The sequence below is a fragment of the Hahella chejuensis KCTC 2396 genome, from assembly GCF_000012985.1.
Classification (GTDB): Bacteria; Pseudomonadota; Gammaproteobacteria; order Pseudomonadales; family Oleiphilaceae; genus Hahella; species Hahella chejuensis.
In genome coordinates this window covers 2,421,180-2,437,016 of the sequence record NC_007645.1, presented here as the reverse complement: position 1 = coordinate 2,437,016, position 15,837 = coordinate 2,421,180, and the positions used below count along the sequence as shown (strand labels likewise).

14 protein-coding genes are annotated in these 15,837 nt (G+C 48.3%); 4 read left to right on the top strand and 10 right to left on the bottom strand.

Annotated elements, in window-relative coordinates:
• Nucleotides 1-88: 88 nt before the first annotated feature.
• The 3 genes from HCH_RS10820 to HCH_RS10810 all read right to left on the bottom strand — a co-directional run bounded on the left by HCH_RS10820 (nucleotide 89) and on the right by HCH_RS10810 (nucleotide 5,192).
• Nucleotides 89-3,112, bottom strand: a complete 3,024-nt coding sequence (locus HCH_RS10820) for an SLBB domain-containing protein (RefSeq protein WP_158304948.1) — start codon at nucleotides 3,110-3,112, stop codon at nucleotides 89-91.
• Nucleotides 3,113-3,129: 17 nt separating this feature from the next.
• Entirely contained in the window at nucleotides 3,130-4,620 is a 1,491-nt protein-coding gene (locus HCH_RS10815) for a capsule assembly Wzi family protein (RefSeq protein ID WP_011396265.1), read from the bottom strand.
• 224 nt (nucleotides 4,621-4,844) lie between these two features.
• On the bottom strand, nucleotides 4,845-5,192 hold the full coding sequence (locus HCH_RS10810) for a histone-like nucleoid-structuring protein, MvaT/MvaU family (RefSeq protein ID WP_011396264.1): 348 nt from the start codon (nucleotides 5,190-5,192) through the stop codon (nucleotides 4,845-4,847).
• Between the two features lie 225 nt (nucleotides 5,193-5,417).
• On the opposite strand from HCH_RS10810, the gene HCH_RS10805 reads away from it, so the two are divergent.
• Nucleotides 5,418-5,723: a ComEA family DNA-binding protein gene (locus HCH_RS10805; protein ID WP_011396262.1), complete on the top strand. Its 306-nt coding sequence runs from the start codon at nucleotides 5,418-5,420 to the stop codon at nucleotides 5,721-5,723.
• 99 nt (nucleotides 5,724-5,822) lie between these two features.
• Here the strand turns inward: HCH_RS10805 and HCH_RS10800 are convergent, their stop codons facing one another.
• From HCH_RS10800 to HCH_RS10780, 5 genes are all read right to left on the bottom strand, one after another.
• Entirely contained in the window at nucleotides 5,823-6,992 is a 1,170-nt protein-coding gene (locus HCH_RS10800; RefSeq protein ID WP_011396261.1) for a DUF3103 domain-containing protein, read from the bottom strand.
• A 485-nt stretch (nucleotides 6,993-7,477) separates the two neighbouring features.
• Nucleotides 7,478-8,062, bottom strand: coding sequence for an ATP-dependent Clp protease proteolytic subunit (locus HCH_RS10795; RefSeq protein WP_011396260.1), 585 nt, complete (start codon nucleotides 8,060-8,062; stop codon nucleotides 7,478-7,480).
• A 127-nt stretch (nucleotides 8,063-8,189) separates the two neighbouring features.
• Complete coding sequence (locus tag HCH_RS10790) at nucleotides 8,190-8,705, bottom strand: DUF1993 domain-containing protein (RefSeq protein ID WP_011396259.1); 516 nt, start codon at nucleotides 8,703-8,705, stop codon at nucleotides 8,190-8,192.
• A gap of 266 nt (nucleotides 8,706-8,971) precedes the next feature.
• Entirely contained in the window at nucleotides 8,972-10,966 is a 1,995-nt protein-coding gene (locus tag HCH_RS10785; RefSeq protein WP_011396258.1) for a diguanylate cyclase domain-containing protein, read from the bottom strand.
• Nucleotides 10,967-11,084: 118 nt separating this feature from the next.
• Nucleotides 11,085-11,339, bottom strand: a complete 255-nt coding sequence (locus HCH_RS10780; RefSeq protein ID WP_011396257.1) for a hypothetical protein — start codon at nucleotides 11,337-11,339, stop codon at nucleotides 11,085-11,087.
• A 162-nt stretch (nucleotides 11,340-11,501) separates the two neighbouring features.
• Between HCH_RS10780 and HCH_RS10775 the strand changes: the two genes are divergently transcribed.
• Together HCH_RS10775 and HCH_RS10770 are read left to right on the top strand one after the other, a co-directional pair.
• The gene (locus tag HCH_RS10775) at nucleotides 11,502-12,002 is read left to right on the top strand and encodes a hypothetical protein (RefSeq protein ID WP_011396256.1); all 501 of its coding nucleotides are present in this window, start codon (nucleotides 11,502-11,504) and stop codon (nucleotides 12,000-12,002) included.
• 277 nt (nucleotides 12,003-12,279) lie between these two features.
• Nucleotides 12,280-12,585, top strand: coding sequence for a hypothetical protein (locus HCH_RS10770; RefSeq protein ID WP_011396255.1), 306 nt, complete (start codon nucleotides 12,280-12,282; stop codon nucleotides 12,583-12,585).
• Nucleotides 12,586-12,630: 45 nt separating this feature from the next.
• On the opposite strand, the gene HCH_RS10765 is transcribed toward HCH_RS10770, so the two are convergent.
• On the bottom strand, nucleotides 12,631-13,068 hold the full coding sequence (locus HCH_RS10765; RefSeq protein WP_041598571.1) for a hypothetical protein: 438 nt from the start codon (nucleotides 13,066-13,068) through the stop codon (nucleotides 12,631-12,633).
• A 235-nt stretch (nucleotides 13,069-13,303) separates the two neighbouring features.
• Here HCH_RS10765 and HCH_RS10760 point away from each other — a divergent pair, with 235 nt between their 5' ends.
• Nucleotides 13,304-14,161 carry a substrate-binding periplasmic protein gene (locus HCH_RS10760; RefSeq protein ID WP_011396253.1) on the top strand — a complete coding sequence of 286 codons (858 nt, stop codon included), beginning with the start codon at nucleotides 13,304-13,306 and terminating at the stop codon, nucleotides 14,159-14,161.
• Here the strand turns inward: HCH_RS10760 and HCH_RS10755 are convergent.
• On the bottom strand, nucleotides 14,156-15,775 hold the full coding sequence (locus HCH_RS10755; protein ID WP_049780916.1) for an EAL domain-containing protein: 1,620 nt from the start codon (nucleotides 15,773-15,775) through the stop codon (nucleotides 14,156-14,158). The genes HCH_RS10760 and HCH_RS10755 overlap by 6 nt on opposite strands.
• Between the last annotated feature and the right edge of the window lie 62 nt (nucleotides 15,776-15,837).

Sequence of the window (15,837 nt, the reverse complement as noted above, 5' to 3'; positions counted from 1 at the left end):
CTGATTGGATAGATGATCTCTCCATATTCCCTCCTGACTAAAGTAACAATAACTACGTTAGTATAGATATACCAAGAAATTACTCTCCCTATAAACTCGCCACCGCCGCCGCCCCTAATGCGATCTGATAGAAGATCTGACTGACGTTAGTCCATAGCTGCAACTTGCTAAGCCGGTCTGTCTCCAAAGGCACAACAATAGTATCTCCTGGACCCACTTTCTCAGCGCCTTGACTAAACCAGGGGGAGCTTCCTGGGAGCCAAACCGAACCATTTGCCCTTACAACATATGTACGACCAGCATCAGCCTGCGCAGTTTCTCCTCCACTGCGTTTAATATAGTCTTCAACAGAAAGGTTCTGATAAAAAATGTGGCTGGTGGAAAACTGAACTTCCCCAATAACCGTTACAGACTGCGTAGTTGGTGGGACGATTAGTTTGTCGCCCTCCTGAAGAATGACATCCTGTTTTTGATCTCCCTGCATCAGCGCATTCAAGTCAATAACCAAGCGACCCAATGGCTTACTTTCTTTAACTTGGGAAAGTAAATTTTCCAATGTGCTTAAGTCAGCCGGGAGTATTTCCTCTCCTGGTTTGCCCTCTCTAGCTAGTTGCAGCTCCAGTGAAACCAAGTCCCTCTTCAAGCGGGCTTCCGCTTCCTTCAGTCTTTCAGCTTCCAACTCTGCAAGACGCTCCCTTGTATAGATCGCGCCCTTTATAAATGCATTCGAGCTGAGGCCTCCTGCTCGCTGAATTACCTGTGACAATGTCTCTCCCTTTCTAACCACATACTCACCAGGAAACTGAACTTCGCCTGCCAAAGTAACCGTATACCGCTCCGCGTACTCAGGTATAGTTTTTATAAATACCTTGTCCATCGCCTTCAGCTGACTCGTACGGCTATTGTCTAAAGAGCTTACTGGTGTATTGAATACTTCCAGATCACTTTTTGCAGAAGAGACATTGATTCGTGAGATCTCTGCCTGCAACGTATATGAAGAGTCGAGCAAGCCTCCTGCTGCGCGAATTAATCGATCGAGTGAAAAGTTTTCCGTAATCGGATATGAACCAGGGAACTTCACTGCTCCACCAATAGTTACATACTGAGGTGGATGACCAGGCCGAGCCTGTTCTCTTAATCTGCCTATAACGTCATCCAGGAGCGGCATCCTGCTAGCGTCCTTGTTAAAGAGGATAAGCTTATCCAGAGGATTGATAACGTAGCCCGCACGCGCCTTGTCTGAAAAGATATCCACTAAATCCAAGTACTGGACAACAATATCGCCTCGGGGGTTAATTTCTCTCACTAATACTGCGTAGTTGAGATCAGTCACCGCCGGATCTATCCCCCCTGCGGCCATGATCGCCTCTTTCGCTGAGTAATTGGCGGGTAGAGGAAATTTACCTTGCAGGCGAGCGGTCCCGAGCACAGAAAAAGTCTTCTCTTTCTCCGTCGGACTGGATTGAGCCTTTAATTTTCTCAACACCCCCGCCAACATCTTGCTTCTACTACGATACTTATCGAAGACCAGTAATCGGTCCTTGTCGAGCATCGCCACATTCGCAGAACTATCCGGCCTGGATAGCGCTTCTCCCAGTTTGACGTGGATAACTTCGATATCTTTGTAAGCGCTCTTTTCTCTCACTATCAGCGCATAGTCCAAATCCGCCAAAGGCTTCAATCCCGACTTAATTGAGTGCAACACGTCACTAACCCTCATGCCGGGACTCCAGTCGTAAACGCCTGGACGGCTGACTTCACCCAGGATTTTTACGTAGCCTTCCACAAGATCATCCACTGCGCCGACGGTAATTAAGTCGCCATTTTTAATGCCAAACCTTTCTCCCTGCTTGGTAAGAAGGTTCACATCCTGAACCGTTTTTTTAAAGCCATCGGCGACCCGCTCCACCTTAGTAAATTTCGGATAGGCCTCTGCCCGAAGCCCCCCAGCCAACTCTACGACTTCGGATATCACCTTTTCATTTCTCAGTTCATAGATAGCTGGACGCTGGACATAACCATCAACGCCCACTGCTTTACCTTTAGGAGGAATAAAAATGACATCGCCAGGCTGCAAGCGCCTGTCAGCGCTTGTATCTCCACGCAACAGCAAGTCATACAAATCCAAAGTAGAAACCAGTTTACCTTGACGCTTTAGCTGAATATCACGCAACGAACCAGTAGACCTGACTCCTCCGCTGACAAACAGAGCATTGGTCATAGTAGATAATGAACTTACCGAATACGCTCCCGGCGTCCTGGCCTCCCCTAAAATAAACACTCTTATGCTTCTTAACTCGCCAAGAGAAATCGCACTCTCAACACCAATAAATTTTTGTTGAATCAAGCGTGTTAATTGATCTTTCAATTCGTTGAAAGATAAACCCGCTACGGAAATGGGGCCTATTTGAGGTATCTGAATCTGACCGTCCCTGGTTACTATCAACTCGTGCAGTTGGTTTTCTTTGCCAAACATCTGCACCCGAATGGTATCTCCAGGTCCAACGATATATTCTGCGGGTATGGGAATTTCAGTGACTGGCGCAAACGTGGTCGGTGCGCCGGCGAATAAATCATAACCAAATGGCTTCAACTTACCGGCGGTAGAGGATGCCTCACTCCTGAACTGCTCGCTGCGCCGATCCTTATAATAGCGCTCTTTATTTTCCTCTCTGCTCTCTCTTGAGTACGAGCCCCTCTCTTCCTCATACCTTGAACGTTGACGCTGATCTCTTTCAGCAGGAGGGCCATCATCTCGCAATAGCCAGTCTTGCTCATAGGAGTAATAATCTTCGTCCGGCTCCCAATCATATCCATATTCTTCCATGCGATTATTAGGGACATCGCTGTCCCTAAAGCGCTCTTCTTCATCAGAAGGCAACGGCCTAACAGGCGATTCCGGGGCGGGCTCAAGCCTCTTACTGTTTGTGGTAGTTTGTGACTTTTTTAATGCGTTTATATCCAGGCCATACTGCTGAGCCAACGCCTTTTGCTGCGCCTCTGGAAGCGAGAGAAACTGCTGCACTTGCTCTTGCGTTAGCGTCTGTGCGCCAGAGATCATACTCCAGCCCCAGAGAAATAAAATCGCGATAGCTTTATACATATTGTGCATAGATAAGCTCTTCATTATTAAAATCTGTATGTCCCTTGAAGCCAAAACTGAAATTCGCCGCTGGAGGCATAGTCGTTGCTTAGCTCATCAGAGTAATAATCACTTCCCAACTCATACCGTAAACGCCCCCATTCGCTCTGATATGTCAGCTTTGCTTCCCATAGCGACTCTTCATAAAGCTCACCACTGGGCGAATGGGCTGTACGCGCACTATCAATATTTGCTCGCACTGTCGAAATGGAGCCAGTTATTACGGTAGAGCCTGGTGAAATTAAACGCATCCCAATAGAGTAAATTTCCGCATCATTATCCACGGAGGCGCCGATAGAGCGTCCTTGATATCTATAACCTGTCAGATATGTTTGATGGTTGTACGCGACATTGGAAGAAAGGGAACCAAAGACCCCTCCAGCGGAGGTCGTTGCAGCTTCAAGAAAAAAGCCATAATCCCATTCATTGAGATTAAATGAGCTTTCATAGCCGCCGAGCCATAATCGCTTGGACGGCAATCCTCCAGCCTCATCTTCTCCCACCATCTGCAGATACAAAGCTGAAGGCAATGAAAAGAAATTAAACGAAAAACGAAGGTCGACGCCTCCCAGCTGGTTTCCAGGTTCGTTCTCCGCCGTTACGCCACCATCGCCGATGTTGTCTCTTCCCAACAGTAAGTCCATCAGACTGGACATTGATTGAGGGCGCCCCTCCCCTCCCCACTGGGCTACCCTGTAAAGACCTAGTTCTAAGTTTTGCAATGGTCTGAACGAGAATCGGGCGCCCAGCAACCTGGCTTCTGGAATCGCACGATCGCCTTCCAGCTGACCGCCAAACATTTCTAAACTCCATGGCCCTAACCAAGAAAGCCAGCGACTCTCAAACGAAGTGTCAGCATTACGTCGGATGAACACACCAGGGACCGGTCTCGCGTTATCAGAGAGAACAAGGCTGGACTGCCAGCCTGGGCCCCACCAGCGATCTATGGCCCCTACGCCCAAAACCCAGTTTCCCAACAGGCCGGCAAAATAGGAGCCGTCCGCCCTGAAAGTCGGGACATCATCATAATCTCCATTCACACCGCCAACACGAAGTCCCGCAGCCCAGGAACTTCCTAAAAACTCTGCTTGAAACCAAGCTTCATTTTTTTCTGTAAAGTTATCACCAAAGCCTTTCAGAAAAGGAGAGCGGTTGGAAGCATAAAACTGCGCCTCCAAATGGAGCGATTCAGTCTTATAGCGGTGCAGCTCAAACTGAAGATAGTCAAAGGCCGTACGGATACGATTGGAAGGGAGACTGGAGCGGTCAATCAGCATCAACTCTCTATCAATGCTGGACCAGGAAACAGGCCACGCCATTATATTCAGGTTCGCATACCCTGAATCTACAAGAAGCTGCAGGCTGTGGCGCAGACGGATGTCGTCAGTATCCGCCCATGGCGAACCATGCGTATTAAGTGACCAGACCAGGAGCAAGGCAAGTACAGACTTCCTCCCCGGAATTAGTGATTCCTTCACCCTTATTACCGATTTTTGTAGTTGTCTGATACCACTCTTATTAGGAGAGCTGGCGTTATTATAATTAGATACAGCTATTTAAAAGGATTATAGGAGAGATGTTTTGGAATGTGTAGGAAGCGGGGAAAATTAATTTTTGAGCATTATTTAACCAAATCAATGCATTAGGTAACTAAAATGGTGCGCGCTACCGGCCAAAAAGCGTTGCTGGTAGCGCCAAAAGCTTAGCTGATCCAGCTGTCGACGGTTTCTTTACCGTATTTACCGCGCCATTCGTTCAGCACTTTATGGTTGCCGCCGCGGGTTTTAACAACTTCGTCAGTATGAGGGTTTTTGTATACTTTCAAAGGACGAACGCCGCGACGTTTATCTGTCGCACTGGGTTTCTCGTCTTTCTTCCACATACGAACGACATCTTCTTTGGATACCCCGTATTTATCCATTAAGTCCTGTAGTTTCTTTTGAAACTCCAGGTTTTTCTTAACACTCTCGTCGCTCTCCAACGCTTCAATTTTCTTCTTGAGATCTTCGTAGGCGGCTTTTGCTTCAATATAAGCAGATAGTTTATTCATTTATAGCTCCGGGGTTATTCGATCAGGTTTACAATCATCACATAACAATGTAATTAAAAATAAATAAATATCAAGGGGTGTATGGAGCATTTCTTACAGCCGTACGTTATTTCTTACAAAAAATTCAGAATAAAGCGTACAGCTTTTTTATGCGCATTGAGCATAATAGCGCCACCACCGGGACCGGTGGATATTAAATCAAATACTTCAATGGAGTGATTTCACATGCAAAAACTGCTATCAGTTATTTTCTTCGCTTTTACTCTCGCTTTCGCTAATGTTTCATTCGCTACGGACTCCGCGCCGCAACAAACACAATCGGCCGAACAACAGAACGTAGTGAATATTAATACAGCGGACGCCGAAGCATTAGCAAAAGCACTAAATGGCGTCGGACTTAAAAAAGCCGAAGCTATTATAGAGTTTCGCACTACCAATGGCCCTTTCAAGGATATATCCGAGTTGGCGCTGGTTAAAGGTATTGGTGAGAAAACCGTGGAGAAGAACCGTAGCTTGATTGTTCTGGAATAATATTGAGGCATTCGGAAGGCCCCTCCGAGGCAGTAATATACTGCCTCGGAGGGGCCTAACTTTTAAAGCAGACGTGTTAGCGCGCCTGCTTATTTACAATTATTTAATTCCATTCAGCGTGTAGGGCCTCATAGTCGTCATCGCATTACCCGATACACCCATGTGATTCCCATAGTGCATACTCTTTTCAAGTGTATAGAAAGAGTCCAAATAGTCATCGTCGTTACTGAACCAGTGCTCAGGCATCAGCTCGACAATCCCGCTACCCAAAGCCACCAACGCTCCAATCTCCGGTTGTCCCAGCGCCGAAAGCACTTGAGCAGCGGTAGTTAGAAGTTTTTGCGCCAACGTTTGATAGTTGGTGTTATCGTCATGCTCCATCAGAATGATATTCGCGGCGCCCCAACGATATCTATCCCAATAAACGACAACCTGGTTGGGGTAATAGGTTTTACCATCTTCATCGAGATAAGGCATATCCACAATGTCCAGCGCCGGCTCATCTCTGCTGGGATCAACGCCAGTCACAATCGCGTATACCTCAGCGTTGCCCGAGATCCATGGCTCCTCATCATCTCCCAAACGGATACTGTCCAGTATGGTCACATTGATGCTATCCGACTGGGCTTTATTTATCTGAATGGATTTAGATGCGGAGCGAGAAAAAACCTCACGCATTTGCGCCAGACCGAGCTGCATATCCTTTTTCGCATTGATGTCGACGACGACTACCGGCCGCTCCGGCATACTCCAGACGTCCAGCAAGTGCAAACCGCCATTACTGTCATAGGCTTCAATATATTGCCAGGTAGATTCATCTCCATCCGGCTCATATGCATAGAGAGGCTCTACCCCCTCCTGCAATTGCGACATCATCTGCGGAGCGGCTATACGTAACTCAAGTAATGTTTCCCCTTTGGTGCGCACGCCTTTCTTGCTCAGGATACTTCTTTCTGCGCTTTGCGCTTGATTAACGAATGAATTGGATAATCCTTTTACATCCTTCAGTACATTGGCGACCGAAACGCTACCGTTATTTTCCTTTAATTGCCGCACAAGGTCCGCTGGATTAATTTCCCGGGCGGCGGCGCTGGCCATCATGCGTTTTTCATTAGCGAGTTTGATAAATCCGGGCGGGGTAAACTTAGAGTGAATAGCAGGAACGTTTGCTGGCGAGTTATCAACAGGAGCCGTTTCGGCCGCCGTGATAGTGGACATAAAACTGCACGCCAACAAAGTTACGAATCCCAAAGCAGTACTTTTCCTCATACTGAATTCCTTATTAGTTCCTTATTGATAGAGCCCTGATACGGGCCTATTCCCTCTACTACGAGCGCTGGATAAATGGAAAAGAGCGAATAGCCCCCATCAGGGGTTACTGCCGGAGAACGCACTGGATTTTGATAACGACTTTATATGCATGAGAGGTCCACCGGTCATTTGAGAATACAACATGTTTTCCAAAAAGTTTCTCAGTGATTCAATTTTTTTAATATTTTTGAGAAGAATGTTGCAAGTTTCAATTTTATCGGCTGAATAGGATAGTGACGAGGCTGGTATTTTTTCCTATGCTCTAGAGCCAAATGACTTAAAAAAATTATTTAGTATCAGTAGACTGGGAAAAATATAGAGACAGATTGTTATCTATTTTTCGTTCCAAAAGTATATATATGACAATGTCGGTTATATATATCGTTATAAGGAAATCATGAGCGCTTTAAATGGCGCTCATGAAATTTTAGGGAATATTAAATCTACTGAAGGTCTTTGTAGGATTCGACTACACGAGAGACAATCCCATAGTCCATCGCCTCTTCTGGACTCATCCAGAAATCCCTTTCTATATCCACCAATACTTTCTCAAACGGTTTACCCGTCTGCCTGGCGACAACATGGGCGATACGCTCACGGGCTCTCAAAATCTCTTTCGCCTGAATTGCGATATCCGAAGCAGGGCCGCCAGCGCCACCGCCAGGTTGGTGAATCATAAAGCGCGTATTGGGCAAACAGACACGACGCTCTTTCTCCGCCGCCAAGTAAATATGCGTTCCCGCGCTGGCGACCCACCCGGCGCCCACCGTAATTACCGGCGCGCGGATAAAGCGAATAATGTCGTGAATAGCGTCCCCCGACTCCACATGGCCACCCGGAGAGGATATCAGCACTCTGATAGGGTCTTCAGAATCTTCCGCCAAGGCTATCAAGCGCTGACAGGTCGCTTGCGCCATCTCATGATTAACCTCGCCGAAAATAAACACAAAACGGGACTTGAACGAATACTGCTCTTCAATACGGTCAGTCTTACTCCCCTTTTCAGGTTCGCCGGACAACTTTTCCATGGATCACTCTCCTCATATTGATTTTAGTTTGCGCACCGAGCGCAACAGGCGATTAAGCCACCTCAGTATAGATCACCTCTTTCCGGTCGAAAGCAACCGAAACGCAAAGGTCGATGTTCATGGGGGCTCAAAATGCAAATCCCGGAGGATACTCATGAAAGCCATCAAAGTCCCCCTTCCCGACCGGAGCCCCGCAATATCGTAAAATCGCGTAGACCATGCTGAGATGAAAGAAAAAGTTCGGCAACGCATATTGGGTAAGAAAGGTTTCGCCATCCAATCGCAGTTCTTTGAATCCGGCTTTCGTCACAATTTCCCGTTCCGCCGCTGTTGCAAAATCATTCGCTGGCAAAGCCTGCAAATAGCGCCCGGCCTCCTTAATCTGTCGACGCAGATCTGCAATAGTGTCTTCACGAGATTCTATCTCCGGAATCTCCAGCCCCGCCAACGGATAACAGGTCCGCAGAGAAAAACTGATAGTCGTGCGTACCTGCTGAACAAGAGGGAACATATTGGGCGCGAGGCTTGTTTGAAGTATCGCTTTTTGCTTGGAGGCCGTGTCGGCAAACGTCTCCAGTCGGTTCATCATGGCGGACAATCGCTTCAAATAGCGTTCAAAGACGATAACGGATTGATCGTACATGCTTCTCCTTAACTGATAGCCACATGAAATGCTTACTTTGGCGATCATTAAATACAGGACGCAAGACGATGAGTAAATGCCTATGCGTGAAACGTCTGCGTGTTGTAACGCTACAGATCCAAACTATTAATCAGGCAGACAAATAGCTTCCTTCTATTTGTCTGCAACGACAGGGCACGCACATGTCAGGCCCTGTCTCCCGCGGCCAGCCGCCGCGCAGGCGCATCCATGCGCCTGATTATCAACATGCCAGTATCATTGCCATATTAATATTCCTCTTTGCCATGCAGGTCAGCGTAATGCCGATACTGCCCAGGACCGCTTTTTTTAGCTTCGTACATGGCCTCATCCGCGCAGGAAAGCAGTTGTGACTCGCCCGAGACGTCATCAGGATAGACGGCGATGCCAATACTGGGAGACGTGCGCACCTCCGCACTTCCAAAAAGGTATGTAGCGGATAGACTCCTGATGATACTTTCCGCAAGCCGCGTAAGATCGGAAACTCCCTTGATATCCAGAAGCACCACCACAAACTCGTCGCCCCCCAATCTGACGATCAAATCCGATTCACGCACCACCTGACGCAATCGCCGTGTCACCTCCTGAAGCAGCGCATCTCCAACGCTATGCCCATGGGTGTCATTGACGTCTTTGAAACGGTCAAGATCCAGATACAGCGCGGCGACTTTCTTGTTCTGTCGCCTCGCCACGGCCAGCTCTTGTGTAATAAAAGTGGATAGAAAGCGTCGGTTAGGAAGCCCAGTCAACGTATCATGGGTGGCGAAGTACTCAGCCTGCCGCTGCGCAGTCATCTCGCTGATCAACAGCGCCACACCCACTGCGGAGGCTTTTCCCTCCTCAAACAAGGGCAGACAAGAGGCCAAGAAGTGACGCGTCTTCCCTGCCCCGCCCCCCTTCATTTTCATTTCAATGCCAAACTCCGGGGCCCCGGAAGCCAGGACTTGCAATACCACCGGTTTTGTCCACTCTATCAGCTCGCTGGAGATTTCATTGATACTGCGCCCCACCACCTGGGTATTATCCAGCTCAAACCAGTCCGCCAGGCGACTGTTGATGCGCAGGCAGTTTAAATCCCGCCCGATCATAACGATCCCCACTGGAGACCCCTCGTACAGCATCTGCAGCTCTGAATACTGACGTCTCAGCGTTTCCTCCCGGTTACGCAACTTGTCCAGCATATCTTGCAAAGCCGCCGCCAATCCGCGAATTTCTCTGGGAGCGAATGCCTCCGAGTACGCCAATCGACCATCAGTACGCTCAACCGCTTCAGCGGAAGCCGCCAATTCCCGTAGTGGTCGGGAAATGCGCGCCGCGACCATCCAGCCAATCATTGCAAAAATGACAGTAATCGAGCCGCCCCACATCCATATAGCAGCGCTGAGACGTCGAACCGGGCCAAGAGCCTGCGAGACTTCTCTCCGCGCAATCACCGTCCAGCCAAGCCCGGAGTACTCCAGGAAACCCTTGGTGCCGGAAAAACCCGTCAAATACTTCTTACCGTCCGGCCAAGTCATAATGTGGGTTTCGTTGCCTTTAAGCGAGTCAGGAAGCGACACCTTCGTAAAAGGCGTATTTTCGGGCGCCAGCAGGACATCGCCATCCTTTGAAAGCACCAGCAACTCAATATCCCTATTGCGTTGCTGCAGCAGGCTGGAAGCAGCCTCTTTAACCCAGTCCCAGTTGAGATGAGCGCCCATCACTCCAATTTGCGCGCCATCCAGCCCGAGAATAGGCGCAGCAAAGTCCACAATACGCAGAGGTCGCGTCGGGTCGCCCTGACGCGGATAACGATCAAGTAACTCGCTGTCTCTTACATCGCCAACATAAGGGGCGAGATGCCCTTCTTTCCACCAAGGCAAGCCGGAGACGTCCATTCCCTCCATCAAGCCCCCTGTAGCCCTGAGCACTACACCGTTAACATCAGTGAGCCCCACCCAGGCGTAGTAGCCGTAAGTTCGCTTGAGAGTTTCCAGAATGTTGCGCTGCAGCTCCGCCTGGGAGCCATTGAGATTGCGGATAGTGGGGAGACTGGACACATTAATCATGTCACTGAGCCTTTCGAACATTTCCCTGTCTAATCGATCCGCCATTTGATAGGCGAGCTCAGAATACTGCTCTCCCAGCTCATTCCGTAACCGGTGCGAAGCCTCATAGTCGATAATCCCATTCACCAGGCTAGTGGTGATAAAGACTATTCCGGCGAGGGTGAGAGATAGCAGGGTTCGAATGCCCAGATTCATAGCGGCCGATTCCGATCGCAGTCTGAATACTAAGAGATAGATGATTTAAGGAGTGCTTGCAACAACACAGAAGGACTATGCGCCCTGGGAAGGCGCATAAAATGGCCAGGATGCCTGGCTACCGATCTCTATCTTTCATAAAAACCAGAATGATCAGGCCAATCAAGCTGAAAAGTCCGAGCCCCCCCCAAACACCTGAATACCCTTTGCTTTTCGCATATTGTCCGCAACCCCAGACAAAGAGGACGATACCCAATAAGACGACGATAAATCCCATTGTTGGACTGGCGCTGCTCATGGATTTTCCCCACAACTGCATTATGACGCCCAAGCCGACGCCGATATTGGTATTTCGTTTATGCTCGTAAATCATTTAATCATCTCAATTAATACTGTCATGGCGAGCACCACCTAACGCAGCACTTCATGCACCAACACTTTTCAGGGCGCGTATCTTATACTCATAAATCGAAAGATGATGAGAAATTATCTTTATGAAATGTAAAATCTGACATCCGTCACAGAGGTATCTTCCTTGGTTATCGCTCTCGCCATGCTGCTGTTTCTAGGTTTCTTCCTGGCGGCGCCTTTCTGGGTCTCGTTCCTGACCAAAAACGAGACTAAAGAGGGCCATTGGCTTTCAATTACATGCGATTACATTAAGAGTAACCCACATCATCATATTTCTTTGGTATTCTCTCCCATCAACTTTTCCTTCGGCGTAAACCTGCTTTGCAGCCAAGATCCAGCGGATTCACAGATAGAATCAGGGCTCCTATTTATCGGGATCGCGTTTTTTTTCATTGTAGCCAGAGAGCATTTATACCGCGCTCTTATTGAACGCAAGAGGTTTGGGCTAGTGTCCATCGCCGCTTTTCTCACTTTACTCGCACTGGCGTACTCAGCGGGCGCTAGCTGGATACATATCGGTTCGAGCGTTTTCTTCAGCGTCTTGATCATTTTAACTTGGACGCCATACGCCCTTGTGATGGAAGCGATCTACGCACATAACCTGAATAGAGGCAACAAAGGCTGAAGTGCGTCAGCTATACCTCTTCCTGCGAGGGAACAATATCCGACCAGTGCGAAATCTGACTCGCCACACCAACAAGGACCGGCATGTTGCCAATGCCTTCGGCAGCCTGTTTGGCCTATACCATATGTCGAATTACACTTGATTATATTTTTTATATCGTGAGTGATTCATTTAGATATAAAAAAGAGGCTTCCCTCTTACAATTTTAAATAAAGAACCTTAAAGACCCAACAAGCAAAACCAGTCCTAAAGTTCTCAAAAATGCTGGATCAAGTTCATGATAAAACGATTCCTGTTAATGCTGGCAGTAGCATCAATGATCACGGGGTGCAACGCTGATATGAAACCAATTGATAAGCAAAGCTTAGAAGCTAAGTTCGAAGATACCATCAACAACTCCTCTGAGACGTGGTGGTATGCGGGAGTAAAAGACGGGGAACATGTAATCGCCATCAAAAGGCCAATGTCGGCGGAGCTTTATGCAATCGACGCTCAAAGCCTTGAAATTACAATCCCTGAATTTGCCTTCACAAAGGATGAGGATAAGTGGGTAAACATCAAAGCGGAAAACCTTAAGTTCTAACTCACAACAAACATGCAGGGCCTGACAAATTCAGGCCCATTCTGCTCAACCACAAAGATACTTACACGAGATCAATCTCTCGTCGCTTTCCTCCTCTGTCCAGTTAACCGCCTCGCGGGCCTCCGCGATGGTGTAGCTGCGCAGCACGTCATCTTCCTGGCGCATACCAATGCCAGGGCGGCTTGATGTGACAATGTAGTCGCCTATCTCAATGTCGCCGCTTTCAGCGCAGACCAGCATCTGACCTTCGCCCAGGGCGTTCATACAGCCCAGATTGTAGACTTCCGACAGCGTGAAAATCTGGGCGACCGTGAAGTCCTCCAAATCGAACGCCGCCGGAAACTCCGACTCGTCAAAAGGCTTCGCCCATAGAAAGACGCCGGCTATGCCTCGCTGCCTTGGTAGGCTGGAGAGCGTCACCGAATGGGTCACGTTCGACAGGTTCTTGCGGTGGACCAGTTGATCGTATAGAGGTAAACACACTGGACCTCCTTTTCTCATGAAACCCCTTAAGCAGCGAGTCACTACGCCTATCAAAAGAATAGGCCGTTAGAGCCATATGAGCTTGTTAGTGGCGGTCAGCCCCCCTTTAGACTAGTCTTATTATTTGTATAAATTCTTCAGTACATCATTCTGAAGGGGGGGACAGCCCCCTCTTTTTGGGACTCATCATGTTGAGCCACCTTACCGCCCCCTGGGCATAGTAGAGGGGGAGCCCATGAAGCGATGGGTAATTATATTGCTCACAGCATTACTGCAAGAGCCCGTATGGGCAAAAAACTGTGTAAGTCTGACCGTCACCAGCGACCCTAACTACCCCCCTATATCTTGGCAAGATAAACAAAACCCGCATCGCATTATCGGCGTTGCGATCGAAATCGTAGAACTGGCCATGGCAGACAAAGGCGTTAAAGTGGAGTCCAAATACAAGGGGCCATGGAAACGCGTCTTAGCGAGCACGGATAGCGTCGATATGATTTCAGGTTTGTACATTAGTGAGGAACGCCGCGCCTTACTCCACTTTGTTCAACCACCCTTTATGTCCGATCCCAATGTCATATTTGTAAAAGAAGGGCATGGATTTCCGTTTAAATCCTGGGAAGACCTGAAAGGGAAGAAAGGCGGCGCCCGGCTAGGAGACAGCTTTGGCGTCGAGTTTGATGAGTTCGCCAAACAACACTTGAATCTTGAGCGGGTGGGGCAATTTGAGCAGTTATATGGCATGACGATGGCAGGTCGCCTTGATTACTTCCTATACGGCCTCTATCCGGGAATTAGCCTTGCTGAAGAACTCAATCTAAATCGTCAACTGGAGTTCCTACCTACCCCCATCACTGAAGAAGGCATTTACATAGCTTTCAGTAAGACCTCCAACTGTATAGGGTATGCCGATTATCTGAGTGAAAAAATTAAGCAATACAGTAAGGAGGGGCTTCTGGGAGAGTTAATTCAGAAGTATATGGCGACTTGGGAGAAGCAGAACAAACCGGCAAATTCTCCAAAGGTGAACCATACTACTCCAATGCAGCAACCGGAAACCCGCCTTTTCCTTCTGACGATACCCGCGATTTTATAGAGCTTGCCCGGGTGCTACTGGAGAGGATCTGGCGGGATGGCTACCGCTTAGGGAGTCATCGAGGTCACGTAGCTTTGACTGCAATTCACTGTACGGCAATGGCTTACTGAACAACCACCCTTGCGCAAATTGAACCCCACTGTCACGAAGGTAACGGGCCTGGGCTTCGGTTTCGACCCCTTCCGCAATCATTTCCAGCTGCAAGTCTTTCGCCATCTCGATGATATGAGGCACAACTTGGCTTGTCGCAGCCTCTGTGCCTATTTTATCGACAAATGATTTATCTATCTTCAGGTAGTCCAGCTCAAAACTTTCCAAATATGAAAGACTCGAATAACCAGTTCCGAAATCATCAATCGCAATGCGAATTCCTTTTGCTCTGATTTTGCGCATTATCTCTTGAGCGATGGTTGTATTCATAAAGCCCCGCTCGGTAGCCTCTATCAGAATGTTTCCATCGCTTGCGCTCGTCTCTCGCATCAGGTCTTCTAGTAATTCGATTGTATGATGGGACTGTAGGTCTGCAGCCGCCAAGTTGATACCAATATGGAAATAAGGGAATTTTCTGAAAATATTTGAGGCGTCACGAGCAGCGATTTCTATCACCTGCTCGGTTACTTTCTGTATATAGCCTGTATCCTCCGCTACCTGAATAAACAGGTCAGGCCGAACTAACTCTCCGCTTGGTCTACGCCACCTAACTAGCGCCTCCGCTCCAATCCAACGTCCGCTTCGCAAGTCGACAATAGGCTGGTACACAAGAAAGAGTTCTTTGCGGCGCAATGCAACTTTAAGCAGTGTCGGCAAAGCCATTTGCAAACGAACCACATACAAGATCGCCCATATCAGAACTGCGCCTGCAGCCAACCCCGTAGGAACCAATATTAGCGCAGCTTCTCTTGTCTGAGCCCTTAAATAATGAATAGGTAAGGCAGCTATCACAGCCGTTGCGTAACGCTTAGAGCGCACCACTGCCACAACATACTGTTGCTCTACAAAGGTTACCTCCTGCAGCTCACCGAGCCGACTCATCCACTCAACATTAATATGCCCACGCAAGCTGCGTACTTTTCTATTTTCAGGGGTTACGGTTGCAATCGATATATCGCTGGACTCAGTGACTACGTCAATGGGTAAGTCCTTATGGATGATGGCGGCATATCCATTACGCTCAACAACAGTAAATGCACTATCTTTGGCAAACGGAAACGTTACATTTGTACGCAGCCTGCTACCAGTGGTCGTCACAACATCTGGATCACCAAGGTCTATCTGCATTGTTCCAGAAGCCCCCAAAGAAGAGCATTTCAAAATATTATTAGACACCCATCCTATGGCTTGTATCTGGCTTGAAGAAAGGTCGATGTCCCTCATTAGAAAAAGCTGTGAGGGGGAGCAAGGATCAGGAGCGCTCGATAGACGATCTATGCCTTCGTATATCTGGTCTGCAGCCCGGTCTGAGCGGCTTAAAGCTTCTCTCGCAAAGCTAAGCACTCGATTTTTCTCAATGTTTTTCCCTTGTTGGTCTGCAATATGGAGGGCGAATAAAATTGGTGCAGCCACCGCCAGCAAACCTGTAATGATTGTGACAAGTATCGCCCTGGACCTATTCATATCGATTCATTGATCCAAGTCCAATGTCTATAGGGTTGGTCGCCTCTAACTCGAGCGCCTGC